Below are 19,083 nucleotides of genomic sequence, written 5' to 3'. Positions count from 1 at the left end.
GACTCGCTCTCTGACGCAGGCGTCCTTCCCCGAATCGATCGGGGAAGGACGCCTGCGGTCGTTTCGTGGGCCTGTGACGGCGTCTAGGTGATCACGCTGCCGGTCGGGATGAGGGCGGTGGTGATCATCGCGATCACCATGGCGACGGGATCGAAGTCGTCGAGGCTGGCCATGCGGTGGCTCCCTTGCTCGGTGAAATGTCGGTGCGCGGCCCGAACGTACAAGCAGCTCGGCGACGTGGTGGTCGAAATGCCCGAAGTCGCCGGAGCACTCGGCCAGATGAGCCCTCGGACAGATGGGCGCTCAGGCAGAGTGGCTGGACGTGCTGGGTGCGGGGGCGCGACCGACCACCCCGGCGTAGCGGGACGCGACCAGTAGGAGCCCGAGCGGCACCAGCAGGGTCGCGGTCAGCGGCATCAGCGTGGTCAGCCAGCCGAGCAGCGCCGGTCCGGCGAGCAGGCCGACGTAACCCATCCCCACCACCCGCGACATGTTCACGCCCGCCGCGCCCTCGCTCAGGTTTCCGGCCGCGGTGAAGATCTGCGGGATGCAGCCGGACAGGCCGAGCCCGAACAGCGCCCAGCCGCAGAGCGTCAGCCACAACCAGCCGGACCCGATGATCACCGCCAGGCCGGCGGCCGCGATCAGGGTGCCGTAGCGGACCACCGCGAACGCGCCGAACGCCGCGCTGACCCGGTCCGCGGTGAAGCGACCGACGGTCATCATCACCGCGAACGCCCCGAACGCCAACGCCGCGGTCGACTCGGAAGCGCCCAGGTGCTCCTTGACCTGTAGGGTGCTCCAGTCGTTGGCCGCGCCCTCCGCGAGGAACAGTGCGAACGCGACCGCGCCGAGGGTGAGAACCTTGCGGGAGTTCGGCCTGGCCGCGGCAACAGGACGGTCGGACTCGTGCTCGTGCACGACGTGCTGCAACAGCAACGGTCCGCACGCCCCGACGGTGACGAGGCCGATCACCGACGCACCGGTCAGCGACGTCAGCGGCGTCCAGCCCGCGGCGAGCGTCGCCGCGCCGAGCAGCGAGCCGACCACCCCGCCGACCGAGAAGCACGCGTGGAACGCCGACATGATCGGCCGTCCGTACGCGCGCTCGGCGTGCACGGCCTGTGAGTTCATCGACACGTCCAGCGCGCCGTTGCCGAAGCCGAACACGGCCAGCGCCACCGCCAGCCCGGCGGTGTCGGTGGCCAGTGCCGGCCCGATCATCGCGGCGGAGATCAGCAGCCCGGCCGACACAGTCAGTCGCCTGCTGCCCCAACGGTCCGCCAGCGGGCCCGCGATCTGCATGCCGATCAGCGCGCCGCCCGCCAGGACCAGAAGCAGCCAGCCGAGGGTGGCGTGGCTGATGCCGGTGCGGTCGGAGATCGACGGAATGTGCACCACCCACGCGGCGAGCAGGAAGCCGTTGACGGCGAAGATGCCGAAGATCGCGGCGCGGGCCCGGCGGAGCCGGACGGGGCCGGTGATCGTCGGGCTTGTCAGTCGCACCCGTCCTTTCTACCTTTGTGCCGCCGGCGAGTCGGTGCCGACAGGAGCCCACACGGGCACCGGCCCCGTCACTTGGCGGTGCTCTTGCGCGGTCGCGCGCGCCGCACGGGCTTGACCGGAACCGCGGCTTCCGATTCGTCGGACGGACCGTCGCGCCAGCTGATCTCGATCTCGATCTCGGTCTTGTCGCCTTCGACCTCGATCTCGAGTTCCCACTGGACCTGGTCGGCGACGAGGATCGTGATCGAGTCGCCGTCCGAGCCAAGCTCGACCTCGGAGTCGCCCGCGAGGGCGCGCCCGAGCGCGATGAGCCGGTCGGACACTTCCTTCCGGGAGAGCTCGGACATTCTCTTGATCTCCAGCTTGGGCACGACTGCTCCTGACATCGGCGAAGTGTGTGACAACCGTAGCCCGTGAGAACTACGCGTGACACACTCGTTTCTAGTGACGTAAGAACGGCCTACCTCGGTTGCCCGACAGGCTGAGTGGCCGAAACGGGTGGGTGCCCCGGGAGGTGGCCGTGATGCTGTGGGCCTCGTGTTTCTGCGCCGAACCCCTGAGCCGCCGGACGGCGGCGGTCCGATGACGGGCCGGCTGGCCGCCGGTGAGTCCGAGCGGGCGACGGGCCCCCGACTGCTGCTCGCCGTGCTGCTGGCGATGGCGATGTTCGTGCTCGTCGTCGACACATCGCTCATGAACGTGTCGATCTCGTCGGTGGTGCGGGACCTCGACACGACGGTCAGCGGCGTTCAGGCGGCGATCGCTCTCGAGGCGCTGGTGTCCGCCGCGTTCATCCTGATCGGCGGCAAGGTCGGCGACCTCGTCGGACGCAAGCGGGCGTACGTGCTGGGTCTACTCGGCTACGCGGTCGGGGCATCGGCAATGGCGCTCGCGCAGAGCCTGACCGTGGTCATCGTCTTCTGGGCCGTGCTCGGAGGAATCGGCGCGTCGCTCCTGCTTCCCGCCATGCAGTCCCTCATCCACGGCAACTTCGAGGGCGGCGCTCAGAAGAAGGTCTATGCGCTCGTCGGGGCGGCGGCCGCGATTGCCGCTGCCGTCGGACCGCTGCTCGGAGGCTTCATCACCACTTATCTGTCGTGGCGCCTCGGCTTCGTGCTCGAGGTCGTCATCATCGCGGTCGTGCTGTCGGGCATCGGACTCGTCCGCGATGTGTCGTACACGGGGCCTCGGGGCGTGGACGCGGTCGGCGCGGCGCTCTCCGTTCTGGGCATGGGCGGCATCGTGCTGGGAATCCTGGTGTGGCAGGAGGGCGGCGAGGCCGTCGGTGCGCTCCTGGCGATGGGTGCGACTGCGCTGGCCGGGCTGGCCTACTGGCTCGTCCGGCGCAAGCGAGCAGGGCGGCCGGCGCTGCTGGACCCGGACCTGTTCCGCTCCAAGGTCTTCAGGCTGGGGATCACGGGACAGATGCTCCAGCAGATTGCCCTGGGCGGCACGATGATTGCGCTGCCGATCTACCTGCAGATGGTGCTCGAGTACAACGCGATGCAGGCGGGCCTGTCTCTCGCCCCGCTCTCGCTCAGCATGTTCGCAGTGGCGCTGCTCGCGGGGAAGAGGGCCGGCGATCGGCGTCCCAGCAGCATCATCCGGTGGGGATTCGTGCTTCTCACGATCGGGATCGCGGCGCTGATCCCGATCGTGCCGAGGGAGGAGTTCGGCTGGGGCCTCGTGATCCCCCTGGTGATCGCGGGATCGGGGTTGGGGCTGTTGGTCTCTCAACTCAACAACTACACCCTCGCCCCGATAGAGGAGGAACGGATCAGCGAAGCCGCCGGCGTGAATTCGGCGGCGGGGTCCTTCGGGCTCTCGTTCGGCCTGGCGTTCGCCGGCGCAGTCATGCTGGCAACCCTGTCCTTCACGTTCACCGCCATGACGGAATCGAGCACCGTGCTCCCGCCGGCCGATCAGCAGCGGGTGGCGCAGGTGCTCGAGGACGACGCCGAAGTCATGAGCAACACCCAGCTCGAACAACTGCTCGTCGGCCAACCGCCGGAGACTCAGGACGAGATCATCCGCATCAACACCGACGCGCGACCGCTCGCCCTGCAGATCGCGCTGCTCGTTCCGCTCCTCGCCGGTCTCGTCGGGCTGTTCAACTCGTACCGAATGATGCGGATGCCGGAGCCCCCGGCGAAGGCCTCCGGCGACGGGACCGGGCTGGTCTGACGCTGCCTGGTCAGAGCAGGGTGAGCGGATCGGTGAGCGTCGCGCCGACGTCGGCGAGGAAGCGCGAGCCCTGTTCGCCGTCGACCAGCCGATGGTCGAACGAGAGACCCAGGGTGACAACCTGGCGGACGACGACACGGTCCTCGACGACCCACGGGCGTGGCCGAATCGCGCCGAGGCACAGGATCGCGGCCTGCCCGGGGCCGAGGATCGGGGTGCCGGCGTCCACCCCGAAGACCCCGACATTGGTGATCGAGACGGTGGCGCCGGACAGGTCCGTCGGGGTGGCCCGGCCCGCCCGGGCGGTCTCGGCCAAGTCGTCGATCGCCCGGGTCAGCTCCAGCAGGCCCATCAGGTGCGCATCCCGGATCGTCGGGACGAGCAGGCCGCGCGGGGTGGCGGCGGCAATGCCGAGGTTCACGTAGTGCCGGGTGACGATCTCCTGACGCTCCTCGTCCCAGCTCGAGTTCAGGGCCGGGTGCGCGCGCAGCATCGCCACCAGGACCCTCGCCACCAGCGCCAGCGGGGTGAGCTTGAGCCCGGTGTAGGCGGGCGTGGCGCGGAGCGTGGCGAGCAGGTCCATCGAGGCGGTGACGTCGACGGTGAGGAACTCGGTGACGTGCGGGGCGGTGAATGCGCTGCGCACAACGGCGTCGGCGGTCTGCTTGCGGACGCCGCGGATCGGCGTGCGGGTCTCGCGCGCGGCGGTCGCGTCGGGCTGGGGTGCGCTCGGCTCGGCGGCATCATGGCAGGCCCGGACGTCGCCGGTGGTGATCGCGCCCCCCGCCCCGGAGCCGGGCACCTCGCTCAGGTCGACGCCGAGTTCGCGGGCGAGCTTGCGCGCCGACGGCTTGGCGTCGGGCCGGACCGGCGTGGACGCAGCGCTACCGGGGGTGGGGGGAGCGGCGGCACCCGGGGTCCGGCGCCGGCTGGGCGCGGCCGCGGTGGGACCGTACCCGACCAGCACCGACCCGGATCCGGACGCCTCCGGGCCAGGCTCGGAACCCTCCGCAGGACCCGCGCCCGGCTCGCCGATGCGGATCAGCGGCGCCCCCACCGCGACGGTGGCGCCGGGCTCGGCGAGCAGCGCCAGGACGGTGCCGGCGTACGGGGACGGCAGCTCCACCACCGCCTTGGCCGTCTCCACCTGCACGATCACCTGGTTGAGCGCGACGGTGTCGCCCACCGCGACGGACCAGGAGACGAGCTCCGCCTCGGTCAGGCCCTCGCCGAGGTCGGGCAGTCGGAACTCGTGCAGGGGCTGCGGGCTGCGGTCGGCCACGGCGGACCCCTCAGGCGGCGAGCGTCTTGTCGACCGCGTCGAGGATGCGGTCCGGGTCGGGCAGGAAGTACTTCTCGAGCTTCGCCGGTGGGTACGGGGTGGCGAACCCGCCGACCCGCAGCACCGGCGCCTCGAGCTGGTAGAAGCAACGTTCCGAGATCCGGGCGGCGATCTCCGCGCCGAGGCCGAGGAACACCGGCGCCTCGTGTGCGACCACCAATCGGCCCGTCTTGCGGACCGACGCCTCGACGGCGTCGAAGTCGACGGGGGAGAGCGAACGCAGGTCGATGACCTCGATCGAATGACCCTCCTGCTCGGCCACTTTCGCCGCGGCCAGCGCGGTCGGCACCACCGACCCGTATGCCACCACGGTGGCGTCGGTGCCCGGCGCCGCGACTCGGGCCCGGTGCAGGTCGAGTTCGGGCTGCGCGTCGGTGTCCACCTCGCCGCGGTCCCAGTACCGGCGCTTGGGCTCGAAGAAGAGCACCGGGTCGTCGGAGGCGATGGCCTGCTGGATCATCCAGTAGGCGTCGTTCGGGTTGGAGGGACTGACCAGTCGCAGCCCCGCGGTGTGCGCGAAGTAGGCCTCCGGCGACTCCGAGTGATGTTCGACCGCACCGATTCCGCCGCCGTAGGGCACCCGGATGGTCAGCGGTGCCCGCACCCGGCCCTGGGTGCGGTAGTGGATCTTCGCGACCTGCGAGACGATCTGGTCGAAGGCGGGGTAGACGAACCCGTCGAACTGGATCTCGCAGACCGGGCGGTAGCCGCGCAGCGCCATCCCGAATGCGGTGCCCACGATCCCGGACTCGGCCAGCGGGGTGTCGATGACCCGGTTGCCGCCGAAGTCCTTCTGGAGGGTGTCGGTGATCCGGAAGACGCCGCCGAGTTGGCCGATGTCCTCGCCCATCAGCACCACCTTCGGGTCCTGTTCGAGCGCCCGCCGCAGCCCGGCGTTCAGGGCGCCGCCGAGCGTCATCGTGGTCATGACCGGGCCTCCGACAGTGTTTCGGGAACGGACAGGGTGCCGAGGTAGCGGGCGAACTGTTCGCGTTCCTCGTCGATCAGCGGGTGGTCCTGGGTGTAGACGTGCTCGAAGAGCTGCATCGGGTCGGGATCGGGCAGGGTCACCGTCGCCGCCCGGAACGCGGCCGCGGTGTCCTCGGCCTTCGCATTCACCGCGGCCAGGAACTCGGCATCGAGGCCCTCCTCGCGTTCGAGCAGCCGGTGCAGCCGGTCGATCGGGTCACGCGCCCGCCAGACCTCCAGCTCCGCGCCGGTCCGGTACCGCGTCGGGTCGTCGGACGTGGTGTGCGGGCCCATCCGGTAGGTGACGGCCTCGACGAACGTCGGGCCGCTGCCCTCGCGGGCCCGGCGGGCGGCGCTGCGGGTGACGGCCAGGACGGCCAGCGCGTCGTTGCCGTCCACCCGGATCCCGGGGATGCCGAAGCCGGATGCGCGTTGTGCCAACGGGAACGGGCTCTGCAGCGTCACCGGTTCGCTGATCGCCCAGTGGTTGTTCTGGCAGAAGAACACCACGCCGGCGTTGAACGTGGCGGCGAAGCCGAGCGCCTCGGACAGGTCACCCTGGCTGGTGGCGCCGTCGCCGAAGTAGGCGAAGGTCGCGATCTCGGCGCCGTCGAAGTGCGCGCCCATCGCGTAGCCGGTGGCGTGCAGGCCCTGGGCGCCGACGATGATCGCCGGGTTGGTCAGGCCCAGCTCGTCGGGGTTCCAGCAGGACAGCGCGACGCCGCGCCAGAGCCGCGGCCACTGGGCCGGCTCGACGCCGCGGCAGTAGGCGACGCCGTGCTCGCGGTAGCTGGTGAAGACGTAGTCGTCGGGCGCCATCGCGTGGGCCGAGCCGACCTGCGCGGCCTCCTGCCCCAGGCTCGGCACCCAGATGCCGAGCTGGCCCTGGCGTTGCAGCGCCGTCGCCTCGCCGTCTACGCGCCGGACCACCACCATGTCCTCGTACAGTGCGCGCAGTTCCGCGGTGCCGACGTCGGCGACGAGCTCGGAGTAGGCGGCCCGGTGCACGCGTCGTCCGTCGGGTTGGACGAGCTGGACCGGGTAGGCGATCTTGTCGGTCATTGTCGACCTCCTGGTGCCTACGTCGGGAGGCCCTTGTGGGGCCTCGTCCGACGTTGTTGGAGTCCTACTCTCAGCATCCCCCTTTGGGCGGGCGGCGCAAGCGGGTGAGGGGCGTGCCCTAGTTCGCGAGGAGCAGCGCGACGATCACGACCACCGCGAGGACCGCGAGGCCGGCCGGGTACACGGCGGGACCGCGCATGTCGGGGTTGCCGAAGTCGCCGTACTTGACGTGAAAGGCGGTCGCGCCGAGCATCAGCAGCAGCAGTCCCACCGCCGCGACGACGCCGAGCGGCCACCAGAACAGCCCGACCAGCACGCCCACCGAACCGGTGATCTCTGCGGCCCCGATCGCGCGGACCTGGTTGGCGGTCAGACCGCGATCGCGCAGTGCGGTCCAGGCGGTACCGCGCAGCCGGACCTTGGGGATCGCCGCGCCGAGGGCACCGATCGCAAGGACGATCGTGCAAACGATGGCAACGACGTCCACTGGCTCTCCCTGACTGTCACAAAACTTTCAGCTGGCGTATGAATTACGCCCGCCGTCCGAGGCTACTGGGGATGCGGGCAGGGTCAAGGCGACACGGCCGAGCGTCAGCGGCGAACCAGTCCGAGCCGCAGGTTCGCGGGTTTGAGGGTGAACTCCTCGGCCACCTCGAGCGTGTACCCGGGCTCGGGCACCAGGTCGTAGCGGTGCAGGATCAGTGCGAGCGCCAGCACCGTCTCGTGCAACGCCAACTGGCGGCCGATGCAGGACCGGACGCCGGTGCCGAACGGCTTGTAGAGGCCCGGCGGCCGGGTCCGGGCGCGCTCAGGCCGGAACCGGTCCGGGTCGAAGGACTCCGCGTCCGCGCCCCAGACGGGGTCGCGGTGCACCTTCAGGGTCAACGCCAGCACCGCCTGTCCCGCGGCCAAGGGATAGCGTCCGCCGAGCAGGGTGTCGCGCCGCGGCTCCCGGAAGTACCCGGGGGCGATGGGCCACAGCCGCAGCGTCTCGTCCACGACGCGGCGCAGGAACCGCAGCTGGTGGATCTCGCCGAACGCCGGGTCCGGGTCGGCGCCGGCAGGCCACAACGTGTGCAGCTCGGCGCGCGCCTGCGCCGCGATCTCGGGATGGGTCGCGAGCATGTACAGCGCGAACGACAGGGTGCCGGAGGTGGTCTCGTGCCCGGCGTTGAGGAAGGTGATCACCTGGTTGCGTACGTTCGCGTCGTCGAGGTGCTCGCCGGTCGCGGGGTCGGCGGTGGTGAGCATCAGCGCCAGCAGGTCGTCGGGCGCGGCCTCGGGCGAGGCCCGGCGGGCCGCGATCACCTCGTCGACGACCCGGCGGATGTAGGCGACGTCGGCGTCCATCTGGGCGTTGGCGCGGTGGTGGACGAGGCGCTCGAGCCAGTCCACCGGGATCCGGTAGGCGCTGCGCCCGACGTAGGCGAAGGTCCGCATCACGGCGGCCGCGTACGGATCGGGCTCGCCGCGGGTGAACGGGTCGAAGTGGTAGCCGAAGCCGATCCTGGCGATGGTCTCGAGCGTCAGCTTGCTGGTGTCGATGTGCACGTCCACCGGTCCTGACTGCAGCCGGCGGTCCCAGTGCGCCAGCAGCTCGCGGACGGTGTCGAGGATCGTGTCGTGGTAGTTCTTCATCGCGGGCAGGGTGAAGGCCGGCATCAGGATGTTGTGCGCCCGCGACCAGTTCGGCTCGTCGGTGTAGGCGCTGAACAGCGCGTCGTCGAGGAATTCGCGGGCGGCGGCGATGCCGAATCCGACGTGTTTGCCGAAGCGTTTCTCGTCGCCGAGCTCCGCGTACAGGTCCGGCCCGGACACCACGACCATGCGGTTGCCGAAGAATTTCGTCTCGAAGATCGGCCCCAGGGTGCGGGCGTGCCGCGCCATGGTCTGGGTCGGGCTGGCCGGGTCCACGCTCAGCAGGTCGCCCAGCACCGGTATCCGGTGCGGAGGGTGCGGAATCTGGCGCGTGTCGACGACGCCGGGCGACGCCATGCCTCATTGTCTCGTAGACCGATCGGTTTGTCTGCTCTCGTGCGGCGAGCGGTCACCGGCGTCGCAGCTGGACCCGGAACCCGGACGGCTTGAGGGTGAGCAGTTCCTCGACGTCGAGCCGGTAGCCGGGCTCGGGTTCGAGGTCGTAGCGGTGCAGGATCAGCGCCAACGCCAGGACGGTCTCGTGCAGCGCGAACTGGCGGCCGATGCAGGAGCGGATGCCGGTGCCGAACGGCTTGTAGACGTGACCGGGCCGCGAGTGCGCGTGCTCGGGCAGGAACCGGTCGGGGTCGAAGGCGTCGGCGTCGGGACCCCACGCGGGGTCCCGGTGCACCTGCGGCAACAGCACGAACGCCGCGTCGCCCGCCTTCATCGGGTACCGACCGCCGATCAGGGTGTCCTCGCGGGCCTCTCGCATGTAGCCGGGCGCGGTGGGCCACAGCCGCAGGGTCTCGTCGAGGACGTGTCGCAGGTACCGGAGCTTTGCGACCTGTTCGAAGGTGGGGTCGGGTTCGGCACCCGCCGGCCAGGCCCGGTAGATCTCGGCGCGTGCCCGGTCCGCGACCTCCGGGTGGTTGGCGAGGTAGTACAGCGCGAACGACAATGCGCCCGATGATGTTTCGTGCCCGGCGATCAGGAAGGTGATCACCTGGTTGCGGATGTTGACCTCGTCGAGGCGTCGCCCGGACTCGGGATCGGTGCTGGTGAGCATCAGCTCGAGCAGGTCGTCGCGCCGCTCGTGGGGGTTCGCACGGCGCGACGCGATCACCTCGTCCACGACTTCCGCCAGGTACGCGAGGTCGGCGCGGTTCTGCTGCGCGGTGCGGCGGGTGAGCGCACCGCCGAGCAGCGGCACGGGGATCTTGAAGGTGGAGCGCTGCGCGAAGCTCAGCGCGCGGAGCATCGCCGCCACGAACGGGTGCTGCTCCTCGCTGCTGAACGAACCGAACTCGTAGCCGAATCCGGCGCGGCCGATGGTCTCGAGCGTCACCTTGTTCATGTCTGGTGTGACCGCCACCCAGGTGCCGTCGTCGCATTGGCGGTCCCAGTGCCGGGTCAGTTCGCGCACCGTGTCCAGCATCGTCTGGTGGTAGCCGCGCATCGCGGACTGGGTGAACCCGGGCAGCAGCACGTTGTGGGCGGTCGACCAGTTCGGTTCGTCGTTGTGGGCGGTGAACAGGCCGTCGTGGCCGATCGGGCGCAGCGCCTCGAGCGCCACCCCGAGCTGCTTGCGAAAACGCTTCTCGTCGTTGAGTTCGGCGGCCAGCTCGGCGCCCGAGACGAAGGTGAACCTGTAGCCGAGCACCCGCCGCTCGTAGATCGGCCCGAGCCGGCGCGCATACGCCATCGCGTTCTGTGTCGGTTTCGTGATGCTGACGCCGATCACGTCGCCCAGCAACGGGATACGGTGAGGCGGGTGTGGCACCCGAGGGTGCCGACGCGTGGTCGGGACGGCCATGCACCCATCCTGACCCGGGTCGCGACGACTGGCACGGTTTCGTTGCTTCCGGCCGCGTACCGCACGCGGTCGGCCTACCATCGACAGACGACTGTCGTCGGGGCTCGTCGCACTGTGCTTGCGGAGAGGATGATCGCTGATGGACTTCGCACCGACCGAGCGCTGCCAGGACTATCGGGAACGACTGCTCGCCTTCATGGACGAGCACGTCTACCCGGCGGAGGCCGTCTACGAAGAGCAGATGCGCGCGGCGGGCGATCCGCACTTCCAGCCGCCGATCCTCGAGGAGCTCAAGGTCGAGGCCCGCCGGCGCGGGCTGTGGAACCTCTTCCACCCGCATCCGGAGTGGGGCCCGGGCCTGACCCACTCCGAGTACGCCCCGCTCGCGGAGATCATGGGCCGCAGCCACCTGGCGTCGGAGGCGTGCAACTGCAGTGCGCCGGACACCGGAAACATGGAGGTGCTCACCCTCTTCGGCACCGAAGAGCACAAGCAGCGGTGGCTCGTCCCGCTGCTCGACGGCACCATCCGGTCGGCGTTCGCGATGACCGAGCCCGATGTCGCCAGTTCGGACGCCACGAACATCGCGATGACGATGGACCACGACGGCGGCGAGTGGGTGCTCAACGGGCGCAAGTGGTGGACCTCGAACGCGTTGCACGCCAACTGCAAGGTGCTCATCGTGATGGGCAAGACTGATCCCGGCGGCCCCGTCTACAGCCAGCAGTCGATGATGGTGGTGCCCATCGACGCCCCGGGCGTGACGGTGGTGCGGGGGCTGCCGGTGTTCGGCTACCAGGACCGTGAGGGCCACGCCGAGGTGCTGTTCGAGAACGTGCGGGTGCCCGATGCCGACGTGCTGGCCGGCCCCGGTGCCGGCTTCATGATCAGCCAGGCGCGGCTCGGACCCGGCCGGATCCACCACTGCATGCGGGCGATCGGAATGGCCGAGCGGGCACTGGAACTGATGTGCCTGCGCGCCTCGACCCGGGTGACGTTCGGCCGAACGCTCAGCGAGCGCGCGAACATCCAGGACTGGATTGCCGAGGCGCGCATCGAGATCGAGATGGTCCGACTGCTCACGCTCAAGGCGGCCTGGCTGATGGACACCGTCGGCAACAAGGAGGCCCGCACCGAGATCGCGGCAATCAAGGTGGCGGCCCCGCAGATGGCGCTGAAGATCGTCGACCGCGCGATCCAGGTGCACGGCGGCGGCGGGGTGTCCGACGACTTCCCGCTGGCGTCGGCGTACGCGCACCTGCGGACGCTGCGGCTCGCGGACGGCCCGGACGAGGTGCACAAGAGAACGATTGCCCGGCAGGAGTTGCGGCCGTACCGGCTCGATGCCGAGGCGGCGAAGGCGGCAGCGCAGGTCGACACAACGAAGGGAGCACGCGGATGAGCAACGCAGTGGGGCTCGACGAGGAGGCGGTGTCCGCGTGGATCGCCGACCTGGGGGTCGGCGCGGTCGCGCCGTTGACCTTCACCCGGATCGGGAACGGCCAGTCGAACCTGACCTTCCAGGTGGACGACTCGGGCGGCGCGCAGTGGGTGCTGCGCCGGCCGCCGCTCGGACACCTGCTGGCATCGGCGCACGACGTGGCCCGCGAGTACCGGATCCTCTCCGCGCTGCAGGGCACCGGCGTACCGGTCCCCAAAGTGCTTGCGTTGACCGAGGACCCGGCCGTCACCGACTCGCCGCTGATGCTGATGAGCTACGTCGACGGGGTGGTGATCGACAGCATCGGGGTGGCCAAAGCGCTCACCCCGGAGCGGCGCCGCGCCACCGGGCTGTCGATGCCCGCCGCGCTGGCCAGCATTCACCGCGTCGACCTCGAACTGGCCGGCCTCGAGGACCTGGCGAGCCATTCGCCGTACGCCGAGCGGCAGCTCAAGCGGTGGTCGGGACAGTGGGAGCAGTCCAAGACCCGTGACGTGCCCGAGGTCGACGAACTGGCCGGGGTGCTCGCCCGCTCGATCCCCGACCAGCGGGAACTGACCCTGGTGCACGGCGACTTCCACCTGAGCAACGTGATCACCTCGCGCGAGGACGGTCGGGTGGTCGCGGTGGTGGACTGGGAACTGTGCACGCTCGGTGACCCGCTGGCCGACGTCGGCGCGCTGCTGGCCTACTGGTCGGAGGCCGGCGACGTGGTGACCGGGCCGTTCATCGCGTCCACGCTCGACGGCTTCCCGACCCGGGCGGAACTGGCGCAGGCCTACTTCGACGAGACCCACCGCGATCCGGCCGCGCTCGGCTTCTGGCACGCGCTGGCGCTGTGGAAGCTCGCGATCATCGCGGAGGGGGTGCTGCGCCGCACGATGGAGGACCCGAGAAACACCGCCGCGGTGGGCGGTCCGTCGACCAAGATCATCGACGACATCGTGGCCCGGGCGACGATCGTCGCGGCGGAGGCCGGCCTGCAGTAGTTGCGCGGGTGATCGGTCCCTGTTTCGCGGCGGCTCGCCGCACTCGAAAGGGTCCGTCCAAAGCAGGTACACCGGTGGGTGGGGCAGTGCAGACTCCTCGTGGAGTCGCCCTCGGCGAACGACGTGAACATGATCAAGGAGAACCGCATGGAAGAAATCATCGCGACGATCGCCGCCCTGTTCGGCGGGGGCTCCATTGCACCGGGAATCGATCCGCGTACCACCGCCTGAGGTCTGCACCCTGGTTCCGCCGAGCGCCAAGTCCCGAACGCCCCGCGCACGAGCGCGGGGCGTTCGGCGTCTCACCCGCTGTTACCGCGGACGGGCCAGTCCGGCGGCGGTGCTCATCCGGCCGACGGTGACGTGGTCCTCCGGAACGGCCGGGCGCGCAGCATCAGCCGGATGGCCAGGCCCGCGAGCAGGGCCCAGAACGCCGACCCGATGCCGAGGATGCTGACCCCGGACGCCGCGATCAGGAAGGTGAGCACCGCGGACTCGCGGTCCGACTCGTCGGCGAGAGCGGCGACCAGCGAGCCGCCGAGCGTGGCGAGCAGGGCCAGGCCGGCCACCGTCTCGACGACTCCCGCCGGCGCCACCGCCACCAGCGCGGCCAGTGCCGCCGAGCACAACGCCAGCACCAGGTAGGCGCAGCCGGCGGTGAACGCCGCGACCCAGCGGCGTCTGGGGTCGGGGTGCGCGGTCGGTCCGGCCGCCAGAGCAGCGCTGATTGCGGCCAGGTTGATCGCGTGCCCGCCGGCCGGGGCGCCGACCACGGTGCCGATGCCGGTGACAGCCATCGCGGCTCGCCACGGCACCCGGTAGCCGAACGCACCCATCACCGCTGTGCCGGGGATGTTCTGCGACGCCATCGTCACGATGTACAGCGGGACCGCGATGCCGATCATCGCCTGCCCGGACCAGCGCGGGACGGTGAGCTCGAGCGTCGGCAGCAGCGTCGAGGTGTCGAGCGTGGCGTCCCCGGTGACCAGGTACACGCCGATCACCACCGCGGCCACGCCGAACGCGGCCGGGACCGCCCAGCGCTTGGAGAACCGCTGCAGCACAAGCCAGGTCAGCACCACCGGTGCGACGGCGGCGGGGGAGTCCCGGAAGGCGGTGATCGGCGCGAGGCACAGCGGCAGCAGCACCCCGGCGAGCATGGCCTGCGCGAGCGGCGTCGGGATCGCGGCGATCAGCCGGCTCAGCCGGGGCCACAGCCCGGTGAGCACCACGGCCAGGCCCACCACCACGAAGGCGCCGACCGCGGCGGGCCAGCCGCCGGCGACCATCCCGGTGCCCGCGAGCAGCGCGGCACCGGGCGTCGACCAGGCCAGGGTGAGGGGCATCCGGTAGCGGCGGGAGAGCCACAGCATCCCGACCGCCTGCGTGACGCACAGCGCCATCAGGCCGGACGCGGCCTGCGACGGGCTGGCGCCGACCGCGCGCAGGCCGGTCAGGACCACGGCGAACGAACTGGTGAACCCGACCAGGGCGGTGACCACGCCGGCGCTGATCGGGTGCGCGATCCCGACTTCGGCCGGCGGGGTGGCGGTCGGTGCGGCGGGCGCGGGTTGTTCGGGGCTGACGGCGTCGGGCATGGCGGTCATTGTCTCTCGCAGCGGTCGTGGTCGGCCTCGCGAATGCCCACGCTGCCCACGCGTGGCTACGCCCGCCCTCCCCGGACGCCGGGTGGGCGGGCGCAGCGGGACGCTACGTCAGCTCCTGACCTTCTTGACGATGAACAGCAGGATCACCGCGCCGAGCAGGCAGGTGAGGAAGCTGAAGATGAGCCCGCCGCCCTTGACGTCGACGCCGAAGAGGTTCAGCAGGAAACCGCCGGCCAGGCCGCCGATGATGCCGACGACGATGTTGGCGATGATGCCCTGCTGTTCGTCGGTGCCCATGATCTTGCTGCCGATCCAGCCGGCCAGGCCGCCGAGGATGATCCAGCTGAAGATTCCCAGTGAGAGCATGACCACTCCTTCGCTCGTTCGGGCGTTCGATGAGTTGTCGTAGTGCTGCATTCGTTCTACCCGACCCGGCCCATCACGACCAGCGGGACCGAGAATGCCGTTCTCGGGCGTACGGTGAATCGATGGTGGAACTCCACGTGGTTCGAGGTGACATCACCCGATTCCCCGCCGACGCGATCGTCAACGCGGCGAACTCGAGTCTGCTCGGCGGCGGGGGCGTCGACGGCGCGATCCACCGGGCCGGCGGACCGGAGATTCTCGCCGACTGCCGGCGGCTGCGCGCGAGCACGCTGCCGCACGGGCTGCCCGCCGGGGACGCGGTGGCGACCGGGGCCGGGGACCTGCCCGCCCGCTGGGTGATTCACACGGTCGGCCCGGTGTATCTCGAGACCGAGGACCGCTCGCCGGTGCTCCGCTCGGCGTACACCCGCAGCCTGGCGGTCGCCGACGAGTTGGGCGCCCGGACCGTCGCCTTCCCGCTGATCTCCGCTGGCGTGTACGGCTGGCCTCGGGCCGACGCCGTGCACCAGGCGGTGACCGCGGTGCGTCAGGCCCGGACGGCCGTGCAGGACGTCACCTTCGTCGCATTCAGCGACGAGGTGGCGGACCTGCTGCGCGACGAACTGCGGTCCGGCGGGTCGGCGGTGCTGGTCACCGCGGAAGAGCTGGCGGCGCAGATCGATTCGGGCGGCGCCTCGTCGGGGAGGCCGCCGGTACTGCTCGACGTCCGCTGGGCACTCGGCGACCGGCACGGCCGCCGCCACTTCGAGACCGCGCACCTGCCGGGGGCGGTCTTCGTGGACCTCGAGACCGAGCTCGCGGCGCCGGCCTCGGCCGGGCGGGGGCGGCACCCGCTGCCCGACGTGGCGGACCTGCAGGCCGCCGCGCGGCGGTGGGGCATCTCGGCGGGCGACCCGGTGGTGGTCTACGACGACACCGGCAACACCGCGGCCGCACGCGCGTGGTGGTTGCTGCGCTGGGCCGGGGTGGCCGACGTGCGACTGCTCGACGGCGGGCTGGCCGCGTGGACCGGCGCCGGATTCCCGGTGGAGTCCGGGCCGGGCGCGCCGCCCGCCGCCGGCGACGTGACGCTGTCGGCCGGACACCTGCCGACCGTCGACATCGGGCAGGCGGCCACCTGGTCGGCGTCCGGGGTGCTGCTCGACGCCCGCGCCGGCGAGCGGTACCGCGGCGAGGCGGAGCCGGTGGATCCGCGGGCCGGGCACATCCCGGGCGCGGTGAGCGCGCCGACCTCCGAGAACCTGGACGGGTCGGGCAGATTCGCCGACGAGGAGGAGCTGCGGCGACGGTTCGCCGACCTCGGGGTGGACGCGTCGACGCCGACCGCGGTCTACTGCGGGTCCGGGGTCACCGCCGCGCACCAGGTCGCCGCGCTCGCACTGGCCGGGATCGAGGCGGCGCTGTACCCGGGGTCCTGGTCGCAGTGGTCGGCCGATCCCGCCCGGCCGTCGGCCACCGGGCCCACGCCGGCCGGAGACAGCGATTCGTGAACCCGGAAATGCGAAGGTCGAGAAGGTGTTCGACGGTCGGCTACCTCGAGTCGGCGGGGTTCGTGGTCGACGAGGTCAGCCGAACGGGCCGGGGCGGCATCGTCTTTCGGGTGCTGGCGCACAAACCGACCTGAGCCGGCATCTCGGGTACTTCAGCGTCTCGAGACTTCAGCTTCTCGAGTACTCGGACGCCCGGCGCACCTGGTCCGCGGTGGGGGTGACCCCGGTGTAGAGCCGGAACTGGGCGGCCGCCTGCAGCGCGATCACCTCGGCGCCGGTGATGGTCTGCTTGCCGGCCGCCGTGGCGGCGCGGACCAGCGGGGTGTCCGGCGGCATCGCGACCACGTCGAACACGGCCCGCGACGCCTCGATCGCGGCGGCCTCGAACGGTGTCGACTCGGACTGGCCGCCCGGTCCGCCCGCCATCCCGACCGGGGAGGCGTTGACCAGGAGCTGCGGCCGCAGCTCGCCGAGTTCGGGGCGCCAGGCAAAGCCGTACTGCTCGGCGAGGTCGCGCCCGGTCTCGGAGTTCCGGGCGACGACCGTCACCGCGGCGAACCCGCTGTCGCGCAGTGCCGCGACGACCGCCTTCGCCATGCCGCCGCTGCCCGCGACGGCGACCTCGAAGTCGGTCGAGATCGCATGCTCGGTCAGCAGCGTGGCCACGGCCTCGTAATCGGTGTTGTAGGCGTGCAGCGTGCCGGCTTCGTTGACGATGGTGTTCACGGAGGAGATCGCGGAGGCCGACGGGTGCATGACGTCGACGTGTTCGATGCTCGCCTCCTTGAACGGCATCGACACCCCGCAACCCCGGATCCCGAGCGCGCGGATCCCGGCGATCGCGCTCGGCAGGTCGGTGGTGGTGAACGCCTTGTAGACGAAGTCCAGGCCGAGTTCGTCGTAGAGGTAGTTGTGGAACCTCGTGCCGATGTTCGACGGTCGAGCGGACAGCGACATGCACAGCGTCGTGTCCTTTGTGATGTCGTCCCTGCTCTTGGTGGCCACACGTCGACGCTAGCGCCGGGCGTCGGCGAGCGTCCAGCTGAACTCGATGACATGTGGCGGCCGCCTCAGCCGCCGCGGTTCCAAGAGTTTCGCCCGACTTCCGCCAAGCGTGCACGCGCAGGGTTTCGGTGGGACGCGCCCCGTCCCTTCCCTTCGAAACCCTAGGACGGACGATGACAGTCGAGACCATTCCGAAGAGCGCGGCCACGCGTCGAGCGACGCTGACGGTGGTGTGCGTGACCACCGCCATGTTGATGCTCGACATCGCGGTCGTCAACACGGCCCTGCCGTCGATCGCATCCGACCTCGACGCCGGTGTCAGCGGACTCCAGTGGGTCGTGGACGCGTACACCCTGGCGTTGGCCACCGTGGTCCTCAGCGCGGGCTCCTGGGCGGATCGGCGCGGCCGCCGCCATGTGTTCCAACTCGGGATCGTGTTGTTCACCGTTGCCTCCCTGCTGTGCGCGCTGGCACCGAACATCTGGGTCCTCGACCTGGCGCGGGCCGTGCAGGGTGTCGGCGGCGCCGTTCTCTTCGCCTGCTCGCTGGCCCTGTTGGCAGACGTGTTCGACGAGGGACCCGCGCGGGCGAGCGCCCTGGCCGCGTACGGGGCCACCATCGGCGGCGCGTTCGCCGTCGGCCCACTCGTCGGCGGGTTGCTGACCGAGATGTTGTCTTGGCGCGCAATCTTTCTGGTCAACATTCCGATCGGACTCGTCACACTGGCGGTGACCGCGAGGTGGGTGCCCGAGTCACGTGACCCGAATCCGCGGGGTGCCGACGTGATCGGCCAGATCCTGATCTCCACCGGGCTGGCGGCACTTGTCTTCGGGCTGTTGCGCGGCAACGAAACCGGCTGGACCGACGCGCAACCGGTCGTCGCACTCGTGGTCGCCGCGGCCGCGCTGATCGCGTTCGTCGGGCACGAAACTCGCACCAGCGCACCCATGCTGCCGCCGCACCTGCTTGCCAACCGGGCGTTCGCGGGAGCTCAGGTCGCGGCGTTCGCGATTTCCGCCTCCCTGTTCGCGGTGTTCGTCTACACCACCCTCTACCTGCAGAACGTGCTACACCTCTCGCCCGTCGAGGCGGGGTTGGTGTACCTGCCGGCGACGGTCGCCATGTTCGTCGTCGCGGGCGCCACGGCCAAGCTCGACGGACGAGTCCCGGTGTCCGTCCTGTTGACGGGCTCGCTGCTGCTGGTGGCCGTGGGCCTGCTGATGATGACCGTCGTCGACGTGTCGAGTTCGCCATACGCGATCCTGCCCGGGTTCGTGGTGAGCTGCGTCGGCGCCGGAGTGTTCAATCCGGTGATGAGCGGCCTCGTGCTCGGTGAGGGCACAGCGCAGCACTCGGGGCTGGCCGCGGGCATCAACGACGCGTTCCGCCAGACCGGAATCGCGGTCGGCGTCGCCGGCCTCGGCATCTTCCTGCCCGCCCAGTCGATGCTGCCGGGCGGGTCGCCGACCGAGTTCGTGGTCGGCCTGCAACAGGCCCTGCTGGTCGCCGCGTTGATCGCTGCCCTCGGCGCGCTGGTGTGTGCGGCGGCGCTGCCCGCGAGGCGATCCGCGGCCCGGGCCGTCGAGCAGTCCCGCGAGGTCGTCCCGGTACCCAGGTGACTGTTTTGGTGCGCACCGCCGGCTCGCT

The 19,083-nt window shown here is 70.7% G+C and carries 16 protein-coding genes and 1 pseudogene; 6 read left to right on the top strand and 11 right to left on the bottom strand.

The genetic code is table 11. The features are described from left to right. Positions 1 to 303: 303 nt before the first annotated feature. Positions 304 to 1,500 carry an MFS transporter gene (locus RT2_RS19560; RefSeq protein WP_072846478.1) on the bottom strand — a complete coding sequence of 399 codons (1,197 nt, stop codon included), beginning with the start codon at positions 1,498 to 1,500 and terminating at the stop codon, positions 304 to 306. Between the two features lie 74 nt (positions 1,501 to 1,574). Further along, the gene (locus tag RT2_RS19555) at positions 1,575 to 1,877 is read right to left on the bottom strand and encodes an amphi-Trp domain-containing protein (RefSeq protein ID WP_072846463.1); all 303 of its coding nucleotides are present in this window, start codon (positions 1,875 to 1,877) and stop codon (positions 1,575 to 1,577) included. Between the two features lie 211 nt (positions 1,878 to 2,088). Here RT2_RS19555 and RT2_RS19550 point away from each other — a divergent pair, with 211 nt between their 5' ends. Beyond that, a complete protein-coding gene (locus tag RT2_RS19550; RefSeq protein ID WP_072846462.1) occupies positions 2,089 to 3,690 on the top strand; it encodes an MFS transporter in 1,602 nt (533 codons plus the stop codon). Between the two features lie 10 nt (positions 3,691 to 3,700). Here the strand turns inward: RT2_RS19550 and RT2_RS19545 are convergent, their stop codons facing one another. From RT2_RS19545 to RT2_RS19520, 6 genes are all read right to left on the bottom strand, one after another. Then, positions 3,701 to 4,972, bottom strand: a complete 1,272-nt coding sequence (locus tag RT2_RS19545) for a dihydrolipoamide acetyltransferase family protein (RefSeq protein ID WP_083577501.1) — start codon at positions 4,970 to 4,972, stop codon at positions 3,701 to 3,703. A 10-nt stretch (positions 4,973 to 4,982) separates the two neighbouring features. Next, on the bottom strand, positions 4,983 to 5,960 hold the full coding sequence (locus tag RT2_RS19540; RefSeq protein ID WP_072846461.1) for an alpha-ketoacid dehydrogenase subunit beta: 978 nt from the start codon (positions 5,958 to 5,960) through the stop codon (positions 4,983 to 4,985). Then, positions 5,957 to 7,063 carry a pyruvate dehydrogenase (acetyl-transferring) E1 component subunit alpha gene (pdhA, locus tag RT2_RS19535; RefSeq protein ID WP_072846460.1) on the bottom strand — a complete coding sequence of 369 codons (1,107 nt, stop codon included), beginning with the start codon at positions 7,061 to 7,063 and terminating at the stop codon, positions 5,957 to 5,959. Before pdhA ends, RT2_RS19540 begins: the two co-directional genes overlap by 4 nt. 118 nt (positions 7,064 to 7,181) lie before the next feature. Then, positions 7,182 to 7,550: a DoxX family protein gene (locus tag RT2_RS19530; RefSeq protein WP_072846459.1), complete on the bottom strand. Its 369-nt coding sequence runs from the start codon at positions 7,548 to 7,550 to the stop codon at positions 7,182 to 7,184. 104 nt (positions 7,551 to 7,654) lie between these two features. After that, complete coding sequence (locus RT2_RS19525) at positions 7,655 to 9,058, bottom strand: cytochrome P450 (RefSeq protein ID WP_072846458.1); 1,404 nt, start codon at positions 9,056 to 9,058, stop codon at positions 7,655 to 7,657. Between the two features lie 52 nt (positions 9,059 to 9,110). Beyond that, positions 9,111 to 10,517, bottom strand: coding sequence for a cytochrome P450 (locus RT2_RS19520; RefSeq protein ID WP_072846457.1), 1,407 nt, complete (start codon positions 10,515 to 10,517; stop codon positions 9,111 to 9,113). 139 nt (positions 10,518 to 10,656) lie between these two features. Between RT2_RS19520 and RT2_RS19515 the strand changes: the two genes are divergently transcribed. Next, positions 10,657 to 11,919: an acyl-CoA dehydrogenase family protein gene (locus RT2_RS19515; protein ID WP_072846456.1), complete on the top strand. Its 1,263-nt coding sequence runs from the start codon at positions 10,657 to 10,659 to the stop codon at positions 11,917 to 11,919. Further along, complete coding sequence (locus tag RT2_RS19510; RefSeq protein WP_072846455.1) at positions 11,916 to 12,947, top strand: phosphotransferase family protein; 1,032 nt, start codon at positions 11,916 to 11,918, stop codon at positions 12,945 to 12,947. Before RT2_RS19515 ends, RT2_RS19510 begins: the two co-directional genes overlap by 4 nt. 344 nt (positions 12,948 to 13,291) lie before the next feature. Here RT2_RS19510 and RT2_RS19505 read toward each other — a convergent pair whose 3' ends face one another. Beyond that, positions 13,292 to 14,545 carry a benzoate/H(+) symporter BenE family transporter gene (locus RT2_RS19505; RefSeq protein WP_072846476.1) on the bottom strand — a complete coding sequence of 418 codons (1,254 nt, stop codon included), beginning with the start codon at positions 14,543 to 14,545 and terminating at the stop codon, positions 13,292 to 13,294. Between the two features lie 117 nt (positions 14,546 to 14,662). Beyond that, positions 14,663 to 14,920 carry a GlsB/YeaQ/YmgE family stress response membrane protein gene (locus tag RT2_RS19500; protein WP_072846475.1) on the bottom strand — a complete coding sequence of 86 codons (258 nt, stop codon included), beginning with the start codon at positions 14,918 to 14,920 and terminating at the stop codon, positions 14,663 to 14,665. 29 nt (positions 14,921 to 14,949) lie between these two features. On the opposite strand from RT2_RS19500, the pseudogene RT2_RS26565 reads away from it, so the two are divergent. Next, positions 14,950 to 15,537, top strand: a pseudogene (locus RT2_RS26565) (O-acetyl-ADP-ribose deacetylase); the annotation flags it as partial. A gap of 30 nt (positions 15,538 to 15,567) precedes the next feature. After that, positions 15,568 to 16,431 carry a sulfurtransferase gene (locus tag RT2_RS26560; RefSeq protein WP_072846474.1) on the top strand — a complete coding sequence of 288 codons (864 nt, stop codon included), beginning with the start codon at positions 15,568 to 15,570 and terminating at the stop codon, positions 16,429 to 16,431. Positions 16,432 to 16,599: 168 nt separating this feature from the next. Here the strand turns inward: RT2_RS26560 and RT2_RS19485 are convergent, their stop codons facing one another. Beyond that, entirely contained in the window at positions 16,600 to 17,436 is an 837-nt protein-coding gene (locus tag RT2_RS19485) for a shikimate 5-dehydrogenase (RefSeq protein ID WP_072846454.1), read from the bottom strand. Positions 17,437 to 17,609: 173 nt separating this feature from the next. Between RT2_RS19485 and RT2_RS19480 the strand changes: the two genes are divergently transcribed. Continuing rightward, the gene (locus tag RT2_RS19480) at positions 17,610 to 19,055 is read left to right on the top strand and encodes an MFS transporter (protein WP_072846453.1); all 1,446 of its coding nucleotides are present in this window, start codon (positions 17,610 to 17,612) and stop codon (positions 19,053 to 19,055) included. Positions 19,056 to 19,083: the final 28 nt, after the last annotated feature.

It is taken from the genome of Rhodococcus tukisamuensis NBRC 100609 (assembly GCF_001894985.1).
Lineage (GTDB): Bacteria > Actinomycetota > Actinomycetes > Mycobacteriales > Mycobacteriaceae > Rhodococcus_G > Rhodococcus_G tukisamuensis.
The sequence above is the reverse complement of the archived record's forward strand: the minus strand, read 5'-3'. Positions and strand labels throughout refer to the sequence as shown.